Origin of the sequence: Polyangium sorediatum, from assembly GCF_029946465.1 — a bacterium.
Classification (GTDB): domain Bacteria; phylum Myxococcota_A; class Polyangia; order Polyangiales; family Polyangiaceae; genus Polyangium; species Polyangium fumosum.
This window is the reverse complement of the sequence record NZ_JARZHI010000017.1, coordinates 143,155-163,246: the sequence shown is the minus strand read 5'-3', so window position 1 is coordinate 163,246 and position 20,092 is coordinate 143,155. Positions and strand designations below refer to the sequence as shown.

The following is a 20,092-nucleotide window of genomic DNA, read 5'->3' as shown; positions in this document are numbered from 1 at the left end:
GAGGTCCGCGTCCTTCCCGGGCTCGCGAATGCGTCCTTTCCCGATGGATTCGTCCCCGTGGCCGTGTTCTCCTCGACGCCATGCGTCACACGAATCTCGCTCTCCTTCTTGCGGCCACGCTCCTCGGCTGCTCGCTCGATTCGCAGCCGCCCCCTCCCACCACGAATCCGGACGCGGGCGGCGGCGGCGCCGGTGGCGACGCGGGGCACGAGCCGATGGACGCGGGGCCCGATAGCCCGGCCGACGCGGAGCCCCCGCCCGATCCGGTGCCGCCCACGACGTTCGTGCCGACCGCCGTCGGGAAAGGCGGCGCCGCGGCGACCGTGGATCACCGCGGGACGTGGGCCGCGATCGAGGCGCTCAGGGCCGGCGGCAATGCGATCGACGCGGCCGTCGCGGCGGCCGCCATGCTCGGCGTGACCGATCCGTTCTCGTGCGGCGTCGGCGGCGGTGGGTTCATGCTCGTATGGCTCGCCGACAAGAAACAAGCCGTGGTGATCGACCACCGCGAGACAACGCCGCAGGGAATGAAGCACACGGCGTATTACCAGGACGGCGCGCCCATTGCATTCAACGATCTGCTCACGAGCGGCCTCTCCGTCGGCGTGCCCGGCACCTTGCGCGGCTGGGACGAGGCGCTGCGTCGTTATGGGAAGCTGCCGCTCGCCGACGCGTTGAAACTCGCGATCTTCGTGGCCAAGAAGGGTTTTGATGTCGACCCGACGTTCTTCGATCAGACCACGCGCAACATCGACCGCTTCCGTCAGATCCAGAGCACACGCGCGCTCTTCTTGAACGCGGCCGGTGATCCCTTCCCCGTGGGCACGATCTTCACGAACCCGGACCTCGCCGCGACGTACGAGCTCCTCGCCAAGAATGGCCCGGCGATCTTTTACGATGGCGACATCGGCAAGGACATCGTCGCGACCGTGACGAACCCGCCGTTCACGGCCGACGCGACGATCGTGCCGCGCCCGGGCTTCATGACCGTCTCGGACCTCTCCGCGTACGAGGCGCGCGTGCGCCCCGCCGTGCAAACGACCTATCGCGGGCTCACGATCCTCGGCGTCGGGTTGCCTTCGAGCGGCGGGCTCACCACGGGCATCACGCTGAACCTGCTCGACGGCTTCGATTCGGTCTCGATGAGCAAAACGGATTTTTTGCATCACTGGCTCGAAGCTTCGCGGCTCGCGTATGCGGATCGCAACACGTTCATGGGGGATCCCGAGTTCGTGAACGTGCCCGTGGAGGGAATGCTCTCCGCGGCGTACACGGCCGAGCGGCGGGCCCTCATCGACCCGACGATGGCCTCGATCGAGGCGAAGCCCGCGGGCAATCCGTTCGCGCATCAGGTGGATCCGAGCGGCGCGAAGCCGAAGCCGCCCGCCGGGTTCCATGCGGGGGAATCGCCCGCCGAGCTCGATCCGGAGACCACGCACATCACGGTGGCGGATTCGTTCGGGAACCTGGTCTCCTACACCTGCACCATCGAATACGAGGGCGGCAATGGCATGGTCGTGCCGGGGCGCGGGTTCCTGCTGAACAACGAGCTGACCGATTTCAACATCCCCGCCACGGCGGACACGCCGCACCCGAACGTGCTGGAGCCGGGCAAGCGGCCGCGCAGCAGCATGAGCCCGACGATCGTGCTCTCGAATGGCGTGCCCGTCCTGGCGGTCGGCTCGCCCGGCGGCGCGACGATCATCACCACGGTCATGCAGATCCTCGTGAATCACATCGATTTCAAGATGCCGATCGACGAGGCGCTGGCCGCGCCGCGTGTGTCGCAACGAAACGCGCCCAACGCGACGAGCAGCGCCGAGCCGCTCTTCATGAGCTCGCCCGAGGCGACGGCGCTCCAGGCCAAGGGCCACGCGTTTTCGGATGCGGGCCTCATCGGCGCGGCGACGGCGATTCAATGGCACGCGGATGGCACGATGACGGCCGTCGCGGAGCCGGTGCGCCGCAATGGCGGGAGCGCGATGGTGGTGGAATCGAAGTGAGGGGCTGAATCAGGCGTCTGCGGGATCCCGTGCGCCTCAGGCCTCGGGATCTCGCAGGAGATACCCCGCCATTTCGTCGATCAGCGGGATCGCGTCCGGCTCGCTCGCCTCGGCGACCTTGCGGGCCGCTTCGAGCGCGCGTTTCGCCGTCGGCACGTCGTTCGTCGCCACGCAGAGCTGCGTCGTCGCGAGCAGGACGGGCAGGAGCGCAGCCGGATCCTCGGCCTGCTCGGCAGCCGCGCGGGCGCGCGGCAAGAGCTCACGCGCCCCTTCGACGTCGCCCACGGCGAGCGCCGCGACGATCTTGTTCGAATAAAGCACGGCGCGCTGGGCCGGATCCTCGGTTTGTCGCTCCAGATCCTCCGGTGACATCGACGCGAGCCGCTCCATCTCGAACGCCTGCGCGAGCCCGGCCCGCAGCCGCCCGAGGCCCTCGACGTGCGCAGGCAGGTTCGCCGCCTCGGCATCCTTTTGCGCCTGCTCCAGCACCACGAGCGCCTCCTCCTCCCGCCCGAGGCTCGCCAGCGCCCGCGCTTCGAGCGCGCGCGAGGGCGCGAGCAGGTCGGGCGTGCCCGCAAGCGAGGGCTGGAGCGCCTTCACGCGCGCGAGCGCCTCCTCGAATTGCCCCGCGCCGAGCTCGTTCGCGGCGAGCGACAGGACGCTGCGCGGATCGTCGATCCCTTCCTCGGACATGACAAACCTTTCTCGCGCCTTCAGCGCTCTTCCTTGGGCCGCATCGAATGCGGCAAGTAATGGGCCACGAACCCTTTTTCTTTGAGCCAGGCCGCGAGCAATTCGCGCCGCTTCGGCTCTTCGAGCCCCGATTCTTCGAGGCCGAGATCCACAGCGATGCTCGCCACGAGCGAGCATCGCTGCTCCCCGGGCGAGAGCTTCGCCTTCTCCGTCTCTTCCTTGCAGACCCGGAACACCGCCTCGTACTTTTCGAGCATCACCTTGGCCTGCGCTTCCTTCGAGCACCCGAGGGCGAGCATGGGCAAGGCGAGGACGAGCGCGGCGACGGCGCGCAAGGAGGGGTTTTTCATGAGGGCCGGTGGTCCTGCCGTTCGAGCGGCAGCGCACCGTACACGAGGGCGAGGGCAAACGGAAGGGCCGGCCGGATCTAGCCGCGGCGGAGAACCACGGCCGCCTGCGGTTCGAGCACGCGGAACGTGAACGACTCGGTCAGGAAGAGCTCGACCCGCTGTTTTTCGTGGTACGCGTAGCCGATCGAGAGATCCTGCCCGACCGTGAGCTCGAAATCGCCGCCGCGCACGGAGAGCAGCACCGCGCCCGAGAGCGCAGGCGCCCACACGACCGGGTGATCGATGATCTGTCGCTCGATACGCTTCAAGATCGGATACCCGTCGTCCGAGCCCGCCGCGAGCTCGTCGTATTCACGCGAGCCGGCCACGAGCACATAAGGGCCCGTGACGCCGGCCGACCGGAGGACCTCCTGCGCCTGCACGACCGCGGCCGGGAACGCGGTGACGTTCGGAATGCGCACCGGCGCGTGCGGGCTCTTTTGCACGATGCCGTGGATGTCCCCCTCGGCATATCCATGAAAAATGGCGCCGTCCTCGACCCGCGCGATCCGCTCGGCCGCCTGCACGACCGCGGACATGTCGAGATCGACGGCGGCGCGCGCCGCCGCGTCGAGGTCCGCGAGGTCGAGCGAGATGGGCGTGCGCAATTCGAGGAGCGGCTGCGACGTGCGTTGGCCGATGGACACGCCGGGCACGGGGCCCTCGCCGAGCGGGCGGAGCCGGCCCGTATTGACCGACGCATATCCCCAGCCGAACGGGCCGCGGAAATCGACGAGCTTGCGCGCCGCGAGGCTCAACTGGAGCACGCGCCGCGCCTCCGCGTCGATGAGCGCGAAGGCCTCGGGCAGGATCGGAGCGAGGTCACGACGAAGCAGATCCAGGGCCACGATTCACCTCCTCCTCAAGCTGGCAATGCCGAGCCCACGACCCGCGCCGGCGCGCGGCGGCGAGGGCGCAGGCGGTGGGGACGCCCCCGCCCTCGCCCCTTGCGCTTCACCCGCTTGTTTTCTCTCTTCGCTCGCCTCGATCTCGGTGATCGGGACGTCCTTCAGCAAGTAGGTGCGGATATTCTTGTCGAATAAGGGATCCTGCCGGCGGATCCATTCGAGGTTCATCATCGCGTGCTCGATCTCCTCGGCACGGTTGTGCAAGAGGACGGCTTTGAGCTCCGCGTCGTTCGTGACCTCGGCGCGCTGCGCGTACCAATCGATGGCCTCGAGCTCCTCGATGAGGGACCAGAGCGCTCGGTGCATGTCGCGAGCCGCGGGCGACAGGACGTCGTACGGCTCGTGGTAGGTCTCGCTGCCCATACCCTTCGGATGCCGAAGTCGGGGCGCGCGTTGCGGAGCGTCGAGGGCAAAGGCCGCGCAGGCAAACGCGGCCGGCGATCAGTAGTGGATGCGCGTCCCCTGCGTCTGGATCTGCCCGGCCCCCTGCTTGATCGCCGTCGCGAGCAGGAAGATCGACACCGGCAGGAGCACGGCCGCGAGGACGTGCATGCCCATCGTGAGGACCTGCGTGAGCGTGAACATCGTCCCGAGCCTCATGCCGGCGAAGCTCAACGCGAAGCTCAAGAGCTGCCGCAAGATCGAGGCAAACGCGATGAGCGCCCCCGCGCCCGCGAGGCAGAACCCCGCAGGGCCATGCACCTTCTTCACGGTGCCGAGCCCCACGGTGACGAGGCCGACCCCGAGCAGCGTCAGCACGGCGACGCTCGCGAGACTGAGCAAGCCCGCTCCGACGCCGCTCATCCCGCCCATGCCCCACCGCCCTTCTGCTGCGGCCGCGTCTCCGCGAGCGTGTACGCTCCAAACGCGATCCCGCCGAAGAACACCACGCTCGTGCCGATCGAGATCACGCTGTTGAGCGCGTTCCACATCATGATCGCGTCAAAGCCGGCGTTCGCCATGATCGCGTCGACGATGAAGTCGAGCACGAGGCCAAAAAGCCGCACGCCCCCAGCGCCCGCGAAGACGAACCCTGCATTCTGGTTCACCGGCCGCACAACGACGAGCCCGAGCACGAGTACGGCGATGGCCACGAGGACATGCACCCCCGTGGCGAGGCCGCCGATCACTGACAAAAAGCCGCGTTCTGCGGGGTCCATCCCATCCTCCCTCGCGCCGCTTGGCGCTCCTTCGACGAACGGGCCCGACAGTACACGCGTCCGAGACACACCGCGAGAGGAGAAGGCTCTCGATCGGACCGGCACGAATTCATGCTACGACGCGCGCCGTGTCCCTCCCCGCCGGGCTCGCCGTCCTCGCGCTCGCCGTCCTGCTCGGCGGCATCGCCGCGATCTGGCGTGACCACGGGCAACGCGTCATGCCGGGGCTCGGGACGTTCGCGATGGTCGCGTCGGCCGCGGTCGCGCTCCTGCACCTCTTGCCCGAGGCCATCGCCGAGGCCGGCTGGCTAGCGCTCGGAGCTGCGGCGGCCGGCTTCCTCGTGCCGTTTTTGATCGAACGGCTCATGCCCCAGCGGAACGGGCACGCGGACGGTCCCACGCTCGTCATGGGCTACGCCGCGGTGCTCCTGCATCAGGCCGGCGAGGGCACGGCCGTCGCCTCGCTCTCGCGCGCGGGCGAGCTTCACCCGACGATCGTGCTCGCGATCGCGGGGCACACGGTGCCGCTCGCGATGGTGGTGGCGATCCAGGCGCTCGACCACGTGGCGAGGCCAAAGAGCAAGGTCGTCGCGGCGCTCTCGCTCGTCGGCTGCGCGCTCTCGACCACGGTCGGGGCGATGTCGCTCGACCTCGTGGGCGCGGCGCGCATCGCGTCGATCCGGCCGTGGCTCGTGGCGGCGGTGGCGGGGCTCTTGCTGCACGCGCTCTCGCACGCGCCGAAGGTGGGCGAGGAGGGCGCGCGGAGCCGGGTGACGGAGATCGTGGCAGGGCTCGTGGGGCTCGCGCTCGCGCTCGTGAGCCTGGAGCACGACGGCTGGGTGCTCTACCTCGGCTGGCCTTTGCGGGTGCTCGGCCTCGTGGTGCTCGTCGCCGCGGTCGTCGCGAAGGGGCTCGTCACGGGCGCGCGAACGGTCGCGGAACATCCGCTCCGATCGGACGGACGAGATCCTCGGGCCGGATGAGCCACGTCGGCTCGGGGACCTGCTCGAGCTCGTAGAATCCGCCGCAAAAGACCTCGTGCGGGCACGTCTCGCAGACAGCCTTTTTCACGCGCCGCTCGCGCAGATACTCGAAGAGGTTCACCTCCTCGTTGTTCACGAAGAGCATGTGCCGTTCGAGCTTGAGCATGTCGCCGAGGAGGAACGCCTCGTAGCCGGGCATGAAGCAGAAGGGCAGGTTGATGACCTGGATCTTCATGCGATCGCGGAAGTCGTCGATGACGCGTTTCGTCTCCTCCGCGGCGACACTCGTGTCGGGGCAGACCGAGCTCGTGGCGCGGCCGAAGGGCGTGAGGAACTGGATGTTGAACCAGCGCAGGCCGAGATCGAAGACGAGCGCGGCGACGTCGTGGAGCTTCTTGTGGTTCGACTTCGTGAGCGTGATGTTGGCCCCGAGCTCGACGCCGGGCGGCGCGAGGCGGACGAAGTGTTTCACGCCGGCGACGGTCTGATCGAAGGCCTCGGCGACGCCCACGTTCTGCGCGTGCGTCTGCGCGTCGGGGCCGTGGATGCTCGTGAGGATCGAGGTGACGCCGGAGTGGACGAGCTTCTTCGCGTAGTCCTCGTAGCTCGACATGCGCGCGTTCGTGGTGACGTTGACGCGCTCGTAGCCGATGCGGCGGGCGAAGCCGACGAGGCGGACGAGGTTCGGGTTGAGCGTGGGTTCGCCGCCGTCGAAGTCGAGGAGCGTGACGCCGAGCTTGCGGTACTTCACGAGCAGCTCGCGCTGCCTGTCGAGGTCGCCGTCGAACTGCGTGCGCGTGCCGGTCGCGCAGAAGGTGCAGCGATTGTTGCACTTGTAGGTGACGTTCATGATCACCTTCTTCGGGCCCTGCGAGGCGCCGATGCGCTGATCGAACGTCCACTTGAAGCGGCGAAGGTCGTCCTCGGTGAAGGCGTCGGTCTCGATCGTCGGCGCTTGCTGGAAGCGCGGGCCCCAGTCGTTCACGACGGGCAGCGCGCGGCCTTTTTTCTTGGCCTCGGCGCCGAGGCGCGTGCCGGGCAGGGGCGTGGCGAACTGGACGCTCGGGAACGCGCCCGTCTCCTCGAAGAGGTCGAGCGCGAAGGCGAGCGTGCCGTTGATGTCGCGCTTCGTCTCGCCGGGCAGGCCGATCATGAAGTGCACGAGCATCGGGAGCGCGGCCGCCTGCGCGAGCTTCGCCGCTTCCTTGATGGCGCCAAGGTCGAGCTGTTTGTCGACCACCTCGTCGACGACGCGCTGCACGCCGCTCTCGGCGCTCACGCTGAGCGTGGTCATCCGATCCTTCATGGCCTCGACGTGGCGCGGAAGGACGTAGTCAGCGCGCACGCCGTTCGGGATCTCGAAGCGCAGATCGTGCTTTTCGAGCAGGTCGAGCACGGCGTCGAAGTGCCGCTCGTTCACGTTGACGAGCTCGTCGAGCAGGTGCACGCGGCGCACGCCACGCGCGGCGAGGTCGCCGAGGAGGCGGTCGAGGTAGGCGGGGGCGTAGCGGCGCTGGGTCTTCGGCGCCACGAGCTCGCCGTCTTTGCGGGCCGTGGGGTTCGAGGAGCAGTGGACGCAGCGGTAGGGGCAGCCGCGGCTCGTGAGGATCGGCGCGCTCGTTCCGTCGATCGGGAAGGCCCAGTGAGGCCGGCCGAGGCCGCGGATCGTGGCCTCGTGGAAGGCGAAGTAGGCCGGCAGATCGACGAGGTCCCACGCGGGCAAGGGCAGGTCGTCGAGACGGGGCGGCTCCTCGGGGACGAGGGCGAAGGGCTCCTGGGGCCGGCCTTGTCGTTCGAGATCGGAAAAAACCCGCGCGAGTACGCCTTCGGCCTCGTACCGGATCAAGACGGAGACCTCGGGGTAGGCGGCGAGGATCTCGCTCGACGGGACGTCGACGACGTGCTGGCCGCTCTGGTAGAGGTCTGCCAAGACCATGGGACGATCCGGACGATGCGCGGCGAGACCAGCGAGGAGCTTCCCAAGCAGATCGTCGCGCGAGGGCGGCCGATGAAACGGCGTGTACGCGACGAGGACGGCGTCGGCCTCGGCCGAAACCCGCGCGAGGACCTTGTCGAGCGAGGCGCCGAGCCGCACGTAGCCCGCGTCGTCGTCGTGGCTCGCGAGCGTCGCGCCCTCCATCGCGAGCGCGTCGACGAGGTCGACCTCGAAGCCCGACGCGCGCAGGACGGCGGCGGCCTGGAGGGCGCCGAGGTCCGCGAAGTACGGGTAGTCGATGAAGTCGCGCGAGACGCGGATCGGAGGGAAGACGATCGCGATGCGAGACATCCGCCGTATCGTATAAGGGAAGGGCTCCGCATGGCGAAGGTTGTTTCCCCGAAAAAAGTGGCCGCTCTGTCCGTCGCCCTCACCTGCACGATCCTGTCGTGGGCTTCGCCGTCGAACGCGCAGCAAGGGCCGCGCGGCGGCCGGAGCACGACGGAGGCGCAAGCCGAGGCGAAGAAGGAAGAGGCCGGGATCCGGACGCTCGGGACGAGCGGCATGGAAGACCAGAACGACCCGACGTTACGCGCAGTGACGTCGGAGCGTCGGAGCAGCTTCACGTTCGGGCTCGCGATCGGCGCGTCGCTCGGCAGCGCCTCGGGGTTCCCGAACGACCCGACGAAGATCGGGCTCCTGCGCTACTACACGGACACCGGGATCGGCGCGGGCTTCAGCGCACGCGCGTGGGCGGGCGCGGCGCTGCGGGACTTCTTGACGTTCGGCCTGACCTTCGGGGCGATCGGGCTCGACGCGGGCGACAAGGTGTTTTTCAGCGGGATGGTCGGGTTTCACACCGAGATCTTCCCGCTCTACACGCTCGGCGGGTCGCTGCGTGATCTCGGGCTGATGGCGGAGACGGGCGTAGGGACGGCGATCGTGACGCCGGCCGACGATCAGGACACGTTGCTCGTCGACGGAGGTCTGACCTCGGCGCTCGGGCTCGGGGTGTTTTACGAGGGATTCCGGTTCGGGTCGAAGCTCGGAATGGGGCCGTACCTGGCGTACGATTACATGTACGGAAACTCGATCCGCGGCGGCGCGTTCGTGCTCGGGTGGCGGACGGCGCTTTATCCGCGGCACAAGTGATCCGCGGCGGCGCGGATTCACGCCCCCACGAACACCTCGTCCCACTCTTCCTCGCCGAGCAGCCATTCGAGCGCCTTGCGTCGCTCCAGGATGACGTTCGGCTGGACCTTGCCCGGCAAGCTCATTCGCTTGCGCGCGGCGATCTCGACGCCGCGGTGCAAGCAGCGGGCGAGGTCGCAGGCGGAGAGGACCTCCTCGTGACGGCGCAATCGGCTGCGCTTGCGCAAGGCGCGCACGTCGCGGGCGTCGTCGAGCTCGCCGAAGATCATGGCGAGCTCGGGGCCACAAATGCGCGCGTAATCGAGGGCCCGGAAGAGCGAGGAGGCCCAGCCGAGCGCCCAGAGCGCCTCCATGCGGTCGAGCAGGCCCGCGGGCACGTCCTCGGCGCGCCCTTCGAGGACACGCGCCTCCGAGGGGGAGAGCGAGCCCGTGATGCCGATTTCGGAGACCCAATCGGAGGCGATTTCGGGCGGCATGCCGGAGGCGCACGCGATCACCGCGTCGAGCGCGAGCATGCGGTCGACGACCTCGTCCTTGTCCCGTAAAACCCCGCGGTCCGTGAGCAGAGGCAAGCTCACGTCGACCGGATACCCGAGCCGCCGCGCCATGAAGAGCGAGCGCTGGCGGATCATGCGCAGCGCCTCGCCATCCACGGGCGAATCCCCCGGCGCGCGGCCCCCCGGCGCCTTCATGGTTTCCCCGCCCAGACCGCGGAGACAATACGCTCGTGCCCGCCGAGGTCTTTTTGGACTTCGATCGCGGAGAACCCCTGCGCCGCGAAGAGCGCGCTCACGTCCGGCGCCTGGCCGGCCATGACCTCGACCGCGAGCACGCCGCCCGGGGCGAGGTGACGCGGCGCCTCCTCCGCGATGCGCCGAAGGATCACGAGCCCATCCGCGCCGCCCGAGAGCGCGAGCCGCGGCTCGAACCCGCGCACGTCCACCATGAGCGTGTCGATCTCGGCCTCCGGGATGTACGGCGGGTTCGCCGTGATGAGGTCGAACACGGCGTTGCGGCCTTCGAGCGCAGAGAAGAGGTCGGAGACGCCGATCGCGCAGTTCGTGGCGCCGAGGCGCACGACGTTCTCCCGCGCGACCGTGGCCGCGTCGGGCGAGAGGTCGAGGCCGAGCACACACGTGGTCGGGCGCTCGCGCGCGAGCGAGATCGCGACGCAGCCCGAGCCCGTGCAAAGGTCGAGCACGCGCGCCGCGAGGTCGAGGTGACGCGTGCGCGCGAGCGCGACCTCGACGAGCGTCTCGGTGTCGGGGCGCGGGACGAGGACACGTCGATCGACACGGAAAGGCCTGCCGTAGAACTCGCGCACGCCGAGCAGGTACGCGATCGGCTCGCCGCTCCGGCGGCGCAGGAAGAGCTCGCGGTACCGCGCGAGCTCGGCCTTGTCGAGCGGGCGCTCGGCGTCGACGAGGAGCTTGATGCGATCGATACGAAGGACGTGGCAGAGCAAGAGCTCGGCATCGAGGCGCGCCGAGGAAAAGCCTCGCTTCTTGAGGTCGTCCACCGCCCACGCGAGCACGCGGCGGATCGTCCACGCCTCGCCCGGCGCCTCGCCGCGCGTCGCCGTCACGGGCGGCCGCCTGCCTCGGCCGCGCGGCGGATCGCGTCTGCGACCACGCCCTCGACCTCACGCCGGATCTCGTCGCGCCGCTCGGGCGTGGCCGCCTCGAAGCGGAGCACGAGCACGGGCTGCGTGTTCGACGCGCGGCAGAGGCCCCACGCGCCCTCGCCGAAGTCGAAGCGCCCGCCGTCGATGTCGAGCACGGGCCGCTTGCCGCGGTAGTGCGCGACGACGTCCGCGACGACGGAAAACTTGAGCGCGTCGGGGCAATCGACGCGGATCTCCGGCGTGGCGAAGGTCGGCGGCACGTCGGCGAGCAGCTCGCGCAGCGTCTTGCCCTCGGAGGCGACGATCTCCACGAGGCGCACCGTGGCGTAGACCGCGTCGTCGAAGCCCGGCCAGCGGTCGGCGAAGAACATGTGGCCGCTCATCTCGCCGGCGAGGAGCGCGTGTTCTTCCTTCATCTTCGTCTTGATGAGCGAGTGCCCCGTCTTCCACACGAGCGGCCGCCCGCCGTGCTTCTCGATGTCGGCGTAGAGCGTCTCGGAGCACTTCACCTCGCCGAGGATGGTGGCGCCGGGATGTTCGCGGAGCAGGGCGCGGGCGTAGAGCAGGAGCAGCTTGTCCCCCCAGATCACCTCGCCCGTCTCGTCGATCGCTCCCACGCGATCGCCGTCGCCGTCCCACGCGACGCCAAACGTGGCGCCCGTGGCGAGCACGCGATCGCGCAGCGCGGCGAGGTTCGCCGGTACCGTGGGGTCGGGGTGGTGGTTCGGGAAGGTGCCGTCGATGTCGCAATAAAGGGCTTCGGGCGAGAGCCCGAGCGCCGAGAGGGTCGCGACGCCGAGCGGACCCGCCGCGCCGTTGCCGGCGTCGATGACGAAGCGGACGTCGGTGCGGGCGAGGCGGCTCGATCGACGCACGGACTCGATGTACGGGTCCACGACGCTGGTCTCGCTGAGCTTGCCGCGCGTGGCGGGCGGCTCGGCGAGGGCGACGCCCTGCTCGATGAGGTCGGCGAGGGCCTGGATGTCGGCGCCGTAGAACGAGCTCTTGCCGCGCATCATCTTGAAGCCGTTGTCGGGCGCGGGGTTGTGGCTCGCGGTGATCATGATCGCGCCGTGCGTCTCCAGGTGATGCGCGGCGAAGTAGAGCATCGGCGTCGGGCCCACGCCGACGAACACGACGTCGGCGCCGCCCGCGAGCAGGCCCTCGGAGAGCGCCGCGAAGAGGCGATCGCTCGACAGGCGGCCGTCACGCGCGACGGCGACGCGCGGTGTGGGGTTCGGGGCAGAGGACGCCGAAGGCGATCCGGAGCCCCGAGCGCTGACAACGTCCTTACGAAGGACGAACGCGAAGGCGCGGCCGAGCTCGCGGGCGAGGTCGTCCGAGAGGTCTCGATCGGCGACGCCGCGGATGTCGTACTCGCGGAAGATGTGGCGCGGGATCTTCATGAGGATGCGTACTCGCCGGCCGATTTGGCACGTCGGGCGAGGGAACGAAACCCCAAAGTTCGCCTGTGGCCGGGGCCGCTCGCTGCACACAGCCGCGGCACGTGTGGGGAACGCGGATTGCACGTTCGGCCGGGCGTGAACCGTCTCAGCGACCAGGATCTGAGGGCGACGGGCACGACGATGATGCCCGTGGATCAACAGCGGCGAGCGCTCGAGCACAGGCTGGAGCTGGCGAAGGAGCGCCTCGTCGCGGATCTCAGTCGTGTCTCGTCGATGCTGAAATCGAGCGCCGGTTCGATGCGCAAGAACATCGTGCGCGCCGCGGTCACGATCGGTGGGCTCTTGCTGCTCGGGATCGTGACGGCCGTGGTGCGTCGGCGTCGGCGCCTCGTGTGGCGCTCGCTGTGAAGGAGAACGAGCCATGAACCAGGAGCGACCATCCAACGGGAACGGGCACGCGCGCCTGCGCGTCTCGCCGAAGACGCCACCCGAGATCACGGAGCGCGCGCTGCCGCCGATCGCGCGGCGGCCGGCCGGCGAGGGGATGTCGACCGGAGAGGCGATCGCCGCCGTCGCGCGGGACACGATCGACGTGGCGACGGAGCTCGTGCGCGACGGCATCGCGCTCGGGAAGCTCGAAGCGCAGCGCACCGTGAGCGAGATGGTGCCGCGCGTGGTGTGGGGCGTCGTGGCCTTCACCTGCGGGGCCGCGGCCACCGTGATCGCGGTGATCGCGGTGATGATCGGGCTCGGGGCGATCATCCCCTCGGTCGCGGGCAGGCTGGCGATCCTCGCGGGTGTGCTGTTCGTGGTCGCCTTCTTCGGCGCGGTGCGCGCGATGCGCTCGGGTCGGGCGAGCGCGACGATGCCGATCAGCGCGACGGAGTCGCCGATCGAGGAGGGCGTGCACAAGGCGGAGCTGCCCGGCGTGACGCTCCCGGGCGAGCCGGGCCGATCGCGGCCGATGATCGGGCCGTAGTCGCCCTACTCGAAGTCGTTGTAGCCGACCGGCGGCTCGGCGAGTTTCGCGACCTTCGCAGCGCCGCGGAAGACGTAGTCCGAGTAGCTGTAGGGCCCATCGGACCACACGAAAAAATCCTCGCCAAGCTCGCCGCCCGGGGCGCCGTCGAGCAGCTCCGGTGCGGCGAGGACCGGGCCTTCCTGGAAGACGGGCGCGGAGGCAGAGACCTCTTCGCCCGCTTCTTCCATCGCTTCGAGCGCGCCGCGATGCCGATCGGCGTCGAGCTCGTCGACGGGGAAGAGCTCCCAGTCGAGCAGGACGAGCTCGGGGTGCGGAGGCTCGTCGGCGGAGGCCTCGAACGGCGTGTGGGTCGCAGGCGGCAAGCCCGTCTCGGCGAGGGCCGCGCGGAGGGCTTGTTTGTAGCGCTCGGCGGTCTCGCCCGGGGTCCAGAAGGCGCGGAAGACGGCGCAGACGTCGTCCGCGGTGGCCGATCGCCAGAGCGAGGGATCACGGGACGCGATCTCGAGCCCCTTCTCCCGGCTGCGCCGCGCGGCGAAGGCTTGGGCGTGCGGGGCGAAGGCGGGGAGGTCGGCGAGGGCGCGATCGACGGTCCAGTGGATGCGATGATCGACCTCGCGGACGTAGCGGTGTTTGCCGAGGGCGCGGAGGAGGCGCTCGATCTCTTCGAGCGTGCGCGCGGAGAAGGACCAGGCGAGCATCATGGGGCTTTGGGCTTCAGTCGTTGCAGGAGGTACGGGCGCCGATCTTCGTCGCGCCGACGTCGACGGTGCAGCGCGTGACGCAGGCGTCGATCATGGCGGCCTTCGTGTCGACGCACATGCGCTGGCAGGCGTCGCGGAGGGCGGCCTTCATGACCGGCCCCTTCTCGTCGCCCTCGCCGCGCGCCGTGCCCTTGAACGTCCCGGTGCCGGCGGTGATCTCGGTCGTGCACTCGACGCCGCGCTTGCAGCCGGCGAGGAGCGAGAGGGCGAGCGGGAGTACGAGGAGCAAGCGAGGGTTCGTCTCGAAGGCCTTCCGGTTCACGGCGCGGAAGATAGCGCAGGACGCGGACGAGCAGGAGCAGGGCGCGCGATGATATGAGTGCGGGTCGCCATGGACCTCGCCCTTTGCATCTCGCTGACCCCGAAGGACACCTCGCACCTCGGCGACGAGGACCTGGCCGAGCTCGACAGCCCGGAGCTTCGGGACGCGGTCGTCCGGGCGCTCGAGCGGCTCGGCACCGTGCGCGTGTGGGACACCACGACGCTCTCGCCGAAGGAAATCGCCGCGGAGCGCCGGCCGGACCTGATCTTCAACCTCTCCGAGGGGATCTACGGGACCGGCCGGGAAGCCCAGGCCCCTGCCCTCTTCGAATGGTTGCAATGGCCGTATGTGGGCAGCGACCCGGTGACGCTCGGGATCACGCACGACAAGTGGTACACGAAATGTATCCTCGACCGTGCGGGCATTCCGACGCCCCGCGCGGCGGTGATGCATCGGCCGCTCGATCGCGCGCTCGGCCTCGCGTATCCGGTGATCGCAAAGCCGGTGGCGGAGGGGGCGGGCAAGGGGATTTACGATGCCAACGTGGTCGACGACGACGCGGCGCTCGCGGCCCTCGTGAGCACGTACCTCGATCGATATCGCCAGCCGCTGCTCGTCGAGGAGTTCTTGCCGGGCCGGGAGTTCACGGCCGCGGTGATCGGCAATCGGGGCTCGTTCGAGGTGCTGCCGCTCGTGGAGATTGATTTCACCGCCATTCCGCGGAGCCCGCGGCGGGTGTATGGCTACGAGGCGAAGTTCACGTGGCACAGCACGAAGCACATGCTCTGCCCGGCGAAGGTCGACAGCGGGCTTCAGCGGGACATCGAGTCGCTCGTGATCGGGACGTGCGAGGTGCTCGGGATTCGCGACTGGGCGCGGGTGGACCTGCGGCTCGACGGCGCGGGAAAACCGTACGTGCTGGAGGTCAACCCGCTGCCGGGCATTTACCCGGACCTCGATTATATTTCGTGCTTCACGAAATCAGCGTATGCCGCGGGGATGACGTTCGAGGGGCTGGTCGAGCGGCTGGTGCGGACGGCGATGGAGCGGTATCGGTCGGATTGGTTCTTGCCGCACAAGGTGGGGCGTCGGAGCGACGGCGGCTGATACCTCGCTGGGCATCACGCGCAGCGCTCCATCCCCCATACTTCGGCCCGCCTTGCAAGGGGTGGAAACCCACCCCTCCACCGAATGTTCCCTTGCGTTACTTTCCGGCCGCTCGAGCCGGCCCGCATGGCGATCCACTTCGCCACGCTCGCCCCGGCCGAAAAGGAAACCTGCATGAGACACATTCGCTTCTTCGCGACGTTCAGCTTCGCCGTGCCTGTCGCGCTGCTCGCCGGCGGCTGCAGCAGTACACCGGACACGATGGACGGCCGCACCGACGACCCCATCGGCGAGGCCGCGCAGCCCCTCGAGTCCTGCTACGGGGACCACCCCCAGCCCACGGGCTTCTGGGCGGGCGCGGGCAACGCCGACGACGTGTATGGTGCGCTCAACGGGACGCTGGGCAGCGGGGTCACCTTCGCCACCGGCCAGGTTGGCCAGGCCTTCGTCTTCAATGGCGCCAACGACGTCCAGATCCCCGACGCTGCCGCGCTGACCTTCCCCAGCACGTTGTCGATCGAAGCCTGGATCAACCCCACCAACGTCACCCCGCTGCAGGTCATCGTCAGCAAGAACCGCGGTGCTGGCGGGACGGGGTACGCCATGACCATCAGCAACGGCAGGCTGGGGTTTGGCATGAACAACGGCACCAACTTCTCGGTTGCCAGCAGCGGCACGATTTCCCCCAACACGTGGACGCACGTGGCCGTCACCCGCAACGTCAGTGTGGTGAAGCTCTACATCAACGGCGTCCTCGACACGACCGCCACGAATGCCTTCAACGGTGTCTTGCTCGACAGCAACAGGCCCCTGACCATCGGCAGCGAGGACACGGTCGGGGGTCGTTTCTTCACGGGCCTCATCGACGAGCCGGCTGTCTGGGATGACGTGCTCACGGACGCGCAGATCGCCGGCATCCATGCTGCCGGCGCGGACGGCAAGTGCCACTGCGCTCCGGGCCTCTGCACGACCGGCAAAGTCTGCTCCCAGACCCCGAGCAGCTACACCTGCGACTGCCCCGCGGGCTACTTCGGCACCGCGTGCGAGCTGACCCTGTGCACCGGCGTCACCTGCACGGCGCTCGATCAGTGTCACGTGCCCGGCACGTGCGACATCATGACCGGCCTCTGCTCGAACCCGGTGGCGACCGATGGCACTGCATGCAACGACGGCGACACCTGCACCACCGAATCCTGCCAGAGCGGGGTCTGCACCGGCGAGCGGCTGAGCTACTCCGGGACCGGGCCGCAGCATTGGTGGAAAGCGGACGGGAACACGACCGACTCGGCCGGCAGCGCGAACGGCACGATCTCTGGCGGCGTGACGTACACCCCCGCCGTGCTGAACCAGGGGTTCTCGCTCGACGGCACCAACGGGCGCGTGACGTTCAACTCCACCGGCGCCTATCCGGGCACCGGCCCCCTGACGGTCTCGGCCTGGATCAGCACGAGCGCGACCGGCGCCGACCAGGCCATCGTCAGCCTCTATGATTGCGGCGGGTTGTGCCTCCCGCTGCTTTCGCCGGCCTACATCGATCTGCGGGTCTCGGCGACGGGCAAACTCGTGGGGTCGATTCGCGGGGCTTCCAACGTGACCCACACCGTGACGGGGACGACGACGATCAACGACGGCCAGTTCCATCATGTGGCCTACGTTCGTGACACGTCCGCGCTGCTGCTCCGCATCTTCGTCGACGGCGTGGCCGACGGCACGGTGGCGATCACCGCCGACAACATCGCAGACACCGACCTCGAGATGGATCCCATCCAGGTCGGGGCCAAGCGTATCGCGGCGTCGACGGCCTCGAATACATACTTCGCAGGCACCATCGACGACGTTCGTTGGTACCAAGCAGCCTTGACGGCCTCGGATATGTTCAGCCTGACCTGCGAGCCGGAGGACTGCTCGCCCAACCCCTGCCAGAACGGCGGCACCTGCGTGGACGGGGTGAACAGCTACACCTGCACCTGCGCGGCCGGCTGGACGGGGACGAACTGCGAGACGCCGCCCTGCCCGTGCGAGGCGCTGCCCGCATGGCAGGAGGTCGTCGCCACCAACCAGTTCGACGACTGCTTCTCCTACCCGCCGGACATGGTCTATCTGCGTGGTGTTGCGCAGTGGTACGACTCCAACGGCGGCGCCATCCGCACGGGAATGTGGAGTCAGACCCCCAATCCCGAGTTCGGGAGCCCCCAACAATGTGGAGCCGTGTCGGTCTCCTACGGCTTGCAGACTGTCGACAACATCTCCAACACCCAGTTGGCCGCGTGCCAAGATGCCGTCGTGGCCGTCGGAGCGGGGATGTGCCAGTAATCGCCTGGCTGCGTGAGCCGCCGGCGTCCCGCTCTACCAACGACAACGCCTGCTTCTGAGCGGTTCATCCACCCGAGGCCGGGCTCGCACCCCGCGGGAGAGGAGCCTCCCCGGCCTCATTCCCCATCCGCGCCCACAGCCCGCCCAGCTCGGCGGCGCTGCCCACCGCCAGCTTCTTCATGGCCCGGGCCCGGTGCTTCTCCACAATCCCCTCGGAGATGCCGAGCTCGGCCGCGACCTGCTTGTTGAGCAGCCCTCGCGCCACGAGCGCGCACACCTCGCGCTCGCGCGGCGTGAGCAGGGAGATGCGCGCGCCCACCGCGCCTGCCTCGTTTGCGCTCGGCGGCCGTGATCTCGCGAGCGTGGCGGCCAGCGTGGAGCCCCGATGGGCGCGGAACGCCTTGTCGATCGAGCGCCCGCTCGCGTCGGTGATCCCGCAGAGCTCGCGCATCGACACCGGGCGGGGCCCGGCGGCCTCGACGTATTCCTCGACCCTGCGGACCGCGCCTATGCCGGCGCTCGGCGTGGGGATTTGGAGCAGATGGGCATAGTCGTGCGCCTGGCCCAGGAGGAGCGCGCACACGAGGGTCTCGCCGAGAGGAGCTGTGAGCCGCGGATCCTGGAACATCACGGATCCCTTCTCGAGCTCTCGTCCCAGGAAGAGGCCCATTTGCCGGAGGGATTCGCCGTAGCCGGCTTGGGTGTCCATGGAGAGCGCGAACAGCGGCGGCCTGTGCACGGTCCGGCCCGTGAGCGCCTCCAGCTCGGCCTGCAGGTAGGCGGGGTCGATGCGCAAGGTGACCGAGCGGACGCCATCCGCCAACTTCAAGACGAGGGGGTGTCCTGACGTGAACACGACCGCGCCGCCTTCCTGCGTGATGTCGGCTGCGGCCTTGTGCGAAGCCGCGTGCCCGCTTTTGTCGGTGAGTAAGACTACGACGTAGCTCGCGGGCACGACGCGCATGATGGTCCCACCGCTGCTCCCCCCGCGGCTGAAGGCGACGGGGCCCGTGCCGGCGAAGCTGGCCCGCCACGCGAACCGCTTTGGGTCCACGGCATCGAGCTGCGACTCACCGTACGCCTGGCGGAAGATGGCGCGCGCCTCGTCAAGATGGCGCGTTTCCACGAGCTTGTAGGGGCTAGGGCCCGACGAAGCGGCATCGCTGGTCATGGAGACGGATGCGATCTTACGTGAACCGAGCTCGGAGGTCGGGTTCGAGCTTCGCGCGAGCGACTGTGCCCATCGCGCGAGCCTCGTTGTCCTTCGCGCGAGTCTCGTTGTCCTTTACGCGAGCCTCGTCGCCCTTCGCGCGAGCCTCGTCGCCCTTCGCGCGAGCCTCGTCGCCCTTCGCGCGAGCCTCGTCGCCCTTCGCGCGAGCCTCGTCGCCCTTCGCGTGAGCCTCGTTGTCCTTCGCGTGAGCCTCGTTGTCCTTCGCGCGAGCGACTGTGCCCTTCGCGCGAGCGACTGTGCCCTTCGCGCGAGCCTCGTTGTCCTTCGCGCGAGCGACTGTGCCCATCACGCGAGCGACTGTGCCCATCACGCGAGCCTCGTTGTCCTTCGCGCGAGCGACTGTGCCCATCACGCGAGCGACTGTGCCCTTCGCGCGAGCGACTGTGCCCTTCGCGGGAGGCCCGCGCCTCACCCGCCGACGAGGCACTCGGGGTTGCAGCGCTCGGCGATGCAAGCGTCGAGTCGCGTAGCCTCATCGGAGGGCTCGAAATGCTCGCCGCACCTGGCGAGGCAGGTCTTGATCATCACAGCGCGGTCGCTGTCTTCAAGCACGGGCATCCCGGCGGGAAGCGGCTTGCGGCATCCCATGCGGCACCCGAGCGCCTGGGCCGTGCTGGCGCTGAAGGCCACAGGCGGAGAACAGCAACGAGACGTGACGCACGGAGCACAGGACGCGGACAGGGCCTTCGTCATCGTGCACGCGGCGACAGGGTCGGGGCTCGCCGGCGCCGGGCGCGCCTCCTCGATGGGCATGCTTGTCGAGGCCGAGGCGGGCGCGGGGGTCGGGGCGGCCACGGGGCTCGGCTCCGAACCGCCACACGCGACGAGGAAACCTCCCAGGAGGGGGCCAAAATGAAGTTTCATCCGCCCACGGTAGCACTCTCGCGCGGGTCCCCTGCACGGCGGCGGCTGCACCGGCAGAGAAGCGGGCGAACCCGTGTGAGGCGCGTGTTGGGATGAAGCGGCCACCTGCATGAAAGAGCTGCCCGGACCGCTCGTGCTTCACGAAATCGGCGTATGCCGCGGGGATGACGTTCGAGGGGCTGGTCGAGCGGCTGGTGCAGACGGCGATGGAGCGGTATCGGTCGGATTGGTTCTTGCCGCACAAGGTGGGGAGGCAGCAGGAGGGCGCGTGATGCGCTGTTTCCGGCAGGCCAGCACGTAAAGGTCCGAACCGACCTC

At 69.1% G+C, this 20,092-nt stretch carries 22 protein-coding genes; 7 read left to right on the top strand and 15 right to left on the bottom strand.

The features are described 5' to 3' along the window. Positions 1-80: 80 nt before the first annotated feature. Positions 81-2,003 carry a gamma-glutamyltransferase gene (gene ggt, locus QHF89_RS20855; RefSeq protein WP_284720737.1) on the top strand — a complete coding sequence of 641 codons (1,923 nt, stop codon included), beginning with the start codon at positions 81-83 and terminating at the stop codon, positions 2,001-2,003. A gap of 36 nt (positions 2,004-2,039) precedes the next feature. Here ggt and QHF89_RS20850 read toward each other — a convergent pair whose 3' ends face one another. From QHF89_RS20850 to QHF89_RS20825, 6 genes are all read right to left on the bottom strand, one after another. Next, positions 2,040-2,696, bottom strand: a complete 657-nt coding sequence (locus QHF89_RS20850; protein WP_136966485.1) for a hypothetical protein — start codon at positions 2,694-2,696, stop codon at positions 2,040-2,042. Positions 2,697-2,716: 20 nt separating this feature from the next. Then, positions 2,717-3,046 (bottom strand): hypothetical protein, encoded by a 330-nt coding sequence (locus tag QHF89_RS20845; RefSeq protein WP_136966486.1) that lies wholly within the window; start codon positions 3,044-3,046, stop codon positions 2,717-2,719. Positions 3,047-3,123: 77 nt separating this feature from the next. After that, positions 3,124-3,933 carry a family 1 encapsulin nanocompartment shell protein gene (locus QHF89_RS20840; RefSeq protein ID WP_136966487.1) on the bottom strand — a complete coding sequence of 270 codons (810 nt, stop codon included), beginning with the start codon at positions 3,931-3,933 and terminating at the stop codon, positions 3,124-3,126. Between the two features lie 3 nt (positions 3,934-3,936). Continuing rightward, positions 3,937-4,356, bottom strand: a complete 420-nt coding sequence (locus tag QHF89_RS20835; RefSeq protein ID WP_136927017.1) for an encapsulin-associated ferritin-like protein — start codon at positions 4,354-4,356, stop codon at positions 3,937-3,939. Positions 4,357-4,434: 78 nt separating this feature from the next. Further along, positions 4,435-4,797, bottom strand: a complete 363-nt coding sequence (locus tag QHF89_RS20830) for a hypothetical protein (RefSeq protein ID WP_136927016.1) — start codon at positions 4,795-4,797, stop codon at positions 4,435-4,437. Further along, positions 4,794-5,153 (bottom strand): hypothetical protein, encoded by a 360-nt coding sequence (locus QHF89_RS20825; RefSeq protein ID WP_136966488.1) that lies wholly within the window; start codon positions 5,151-5,153, stop codon positions 4,794-4,796. The genes QHF89_RS20830 and QHF89_RS20825 overlap by 4 nt, the downstream gene beginning before the upstream one ends. A gap of 128 nt (positions 5,154-5,281) precedes the next feature. On the opposite strand from QHF89_RS20825, the gene QHF89_RS20820 reads away from it, so the two are divergent. Then, positions 5,282-6,136 carry a ZIP family metal transporter gene (locus QHF89_RS20820; protein ID WP_284720736.1) on the top strand — a complete coding sequence of 285 codons (855 nt, stop codon included), beginning with the start codon at positions 5,282-5,284 and terminating at the stop codon, positions 6,134-6,136. Here QHF89_RS20820 and QHF89_RS20815 read toward each other — a convergent pair. Beyond that, positions 6,069-8,423: a radical SAM protein gene (locus tag QHF89_RS20815; RefSeq protein WP_136966489.1), complete on the bottom strand. Its 2,355-nt coding sequence runs from the start codon at positions 8,421-8,423 to the stop codon at positions 6,069-6,071. The two genes, QHF89_RS20820 and QHF89_RS20815, sit on opposite strands and share 68 nt — an antisense overlap. Before the next feature lie 30 nt (positions 8,424-8,453). On the opposite strand from QHF89_RS20815, the gene QHF89_RS20810 reads away from it, so the two are divergent. Continuing rightward, positions 8,454-9,224, top strand: coding sequence for a hypothetical protein (locus QHF89_RS20810; RefSeq protein ID WP_136966490.1), 771 nt, complete (start codon positions 8,454-8,456; stop codon positions 9,222-9,224). Positions 9,225-9,241: 17 nt separating this feature from the next. Here QHF89_RS20810 and QHF89_RS20805 read toward each other — a convergent pair whose 3' ends face one another. From QHF89_RS20805 to QHF89_RS20795, 3 genes are read right to left on the bottom strand one after another with little or no spacing between them, the layout of a single operon-like run. Next, positions 9,242-9,916, bottom strand: coding sequence for a DUF4272 domain-containing protein (locus QHF89_RS20805; RefSeq protein ID WP_136966491.1), 675 nt, complete (start codon positions 9,914-9,916; stop codon positions 9,242-9,244). Continuing rightward, entirely contained in the window at positions 9,913-10,809 is an 897-nt protein-coding gene (gene prmC / locus QHF89_RS20800) for a peptide chain release factor N(5)-glutamine methyltransferase (protein WP_136966492.1), read from the bottom strand. Before prmC ends, QHF89_RS20805 begins: the two co-directional genes overlap by 4 nt. Continuing rightward, the gene (locus QHF89_RS20795; RefSeq protein WP_284720735.1) at positions 10,806-12,254 is read right to left on the bottom strand and encodes a phosphomannomutase/phosphoglucomutase; all 1,449 of its coding nucleotides are present in this window, start codon (positions 12,252-12,254) and stop codon (positions 10,806-10,808) included. The genes prmC and QHF89_RS20795 overlap by 4 nt, the downstream gene beginning before the upstream one ends. Before the next feature lie 135 nt (positions 12,255-12,389). On the opposite strand from QHF89_RS20795, the gene QHF89_RS20790 reads away from it, so the two are divergent. Both QHF89_RS20790 and QHF89_RS20785 read left to right on the top strand, forming a co-directional pair. Further along, positions 12,390-12,662 carry a hypothetical protein gene (locus QHF89_RS20790; RefSeq protein WP_136927009.1) on the top strand — a complete coding sequence of 91 codons (273 nt, stop codon included), beginning with the start codon at positions 12,390-12,392 and terminating at the stop codon, positions 12,660-12,662. Positions 12,663-12,675: 13 nt separating this feature from the next. Beyond that, positions 12,676-13,233: a phage holin family protein gene (locus QHF89_RS20785; protein ID WP_136927008.1), complete on the top strand. Its 558-nt coding sequence runs from the start codon at positions 12,676-12,678 to the stop codon at positions 13,231-13,233. A gap of 5 nt (positions 13,234-13,238) precedes the next feature. Here QHF89_RS20785 and QHF89_RS20780 read toward each other — a convergent pair whose 3' ends face one another. Further along, complete coding sequence (locus tag QHF89_RS20780; RefSeq protein ID WP_136966493.1) at positions 13,239-13,937, bottom strand: hypothetical protein; 699 nt, start codon at positions 13,935-13,937, stop codon at positions 13,239-13,241. A 13-nt stretch (positions 13,938-13,950) separates the two neighbouring features. Further along, a complete protein-coding gene (locus QHF89_RS20775; protein WP_136927006.1) occupies positions 13,951-14,259 on the bottom strand; it encodes a hypothetical protein in 309 nt (102 codons plus the stop codon). Positions 14,260-14,328: 69 nt separating this feature from the next. On the opposite strand from QHF89_RS20775, the gene QHF89_RS20770 reads away from it, so the two are divergent. Then, on the top strand, positions 14,329-15,366 hold the full coding sequence (locus QHF89_RS20770; protein WP_136966494.1) for a D-alanine--D-alanine ligase family protein: 1,038 nt from the start codon (positions 14,329-14,331) through the stop codon (positions 15,364-15,366). A gap of 174 nt (positions 15,367-15,540) precedes the next feature. Beyond that, on the top strand, positions 15,541-17,679 hold the full coding sequence (locus tag QHF89_RS20765; protein ID WP_284720734.1) for a LamG-like jellyroll fold domain-containing protein: 2,139 nt from the start codon (positions 15,541-15,543) through the stop codon (positions 17,677-17,679). A gap of 64 nt (positions 17,680-17,743) precedes the next feature. Here the strand turns inward: QHF89_RS20765 and QHF89_RS20760 are convergent, their stop codons facing one another. From QHF89_RS20760 to QHF89_RS20750, 3 genes are all read right to left on the bottom strand, one after another. After that, on the bottom strand, positions 17,744-18,805 hold the full coding sequence (locus tag QHF89_RS20760; protein WP_284720733.1) for an AraC-like ligand-binding domain-containing protein: 1,062 nt from the start codon (positions 18,803-18,805) through the stop codon (positions 17,744-17,746). 61 nt (positions 18,806-18,866) lie between these two features. Further along, on the bottom strand, positions 18,867-19,364 hold the full coding sequence (locus tag QHF89_RS20755; RefSeq protein WP_284720732.1) for a hypothetical protein: 498 nt from the start codon (positions 19,362-19,364) through the stop codon (positions 18,867-18,869). Beyond that, positions 19,319-19,774: a hypothetical protein gene (locus QHF89_RS20750; RefSeq protein ID WP_136927004.1), complete on the bottom strand. Its 456-nt coding sequence runs from the start codon at positions 19,772-19,774 to the stop codon at positions 19,319-19,321. The genes QHF89_RS20755 and QHF89_RS20750 overlap by 46 nt, the downstream gene beginning before the upstream one ends. Between the last annotated feature and the right edge of the window lie 318 nt (positions 19,775-20,092).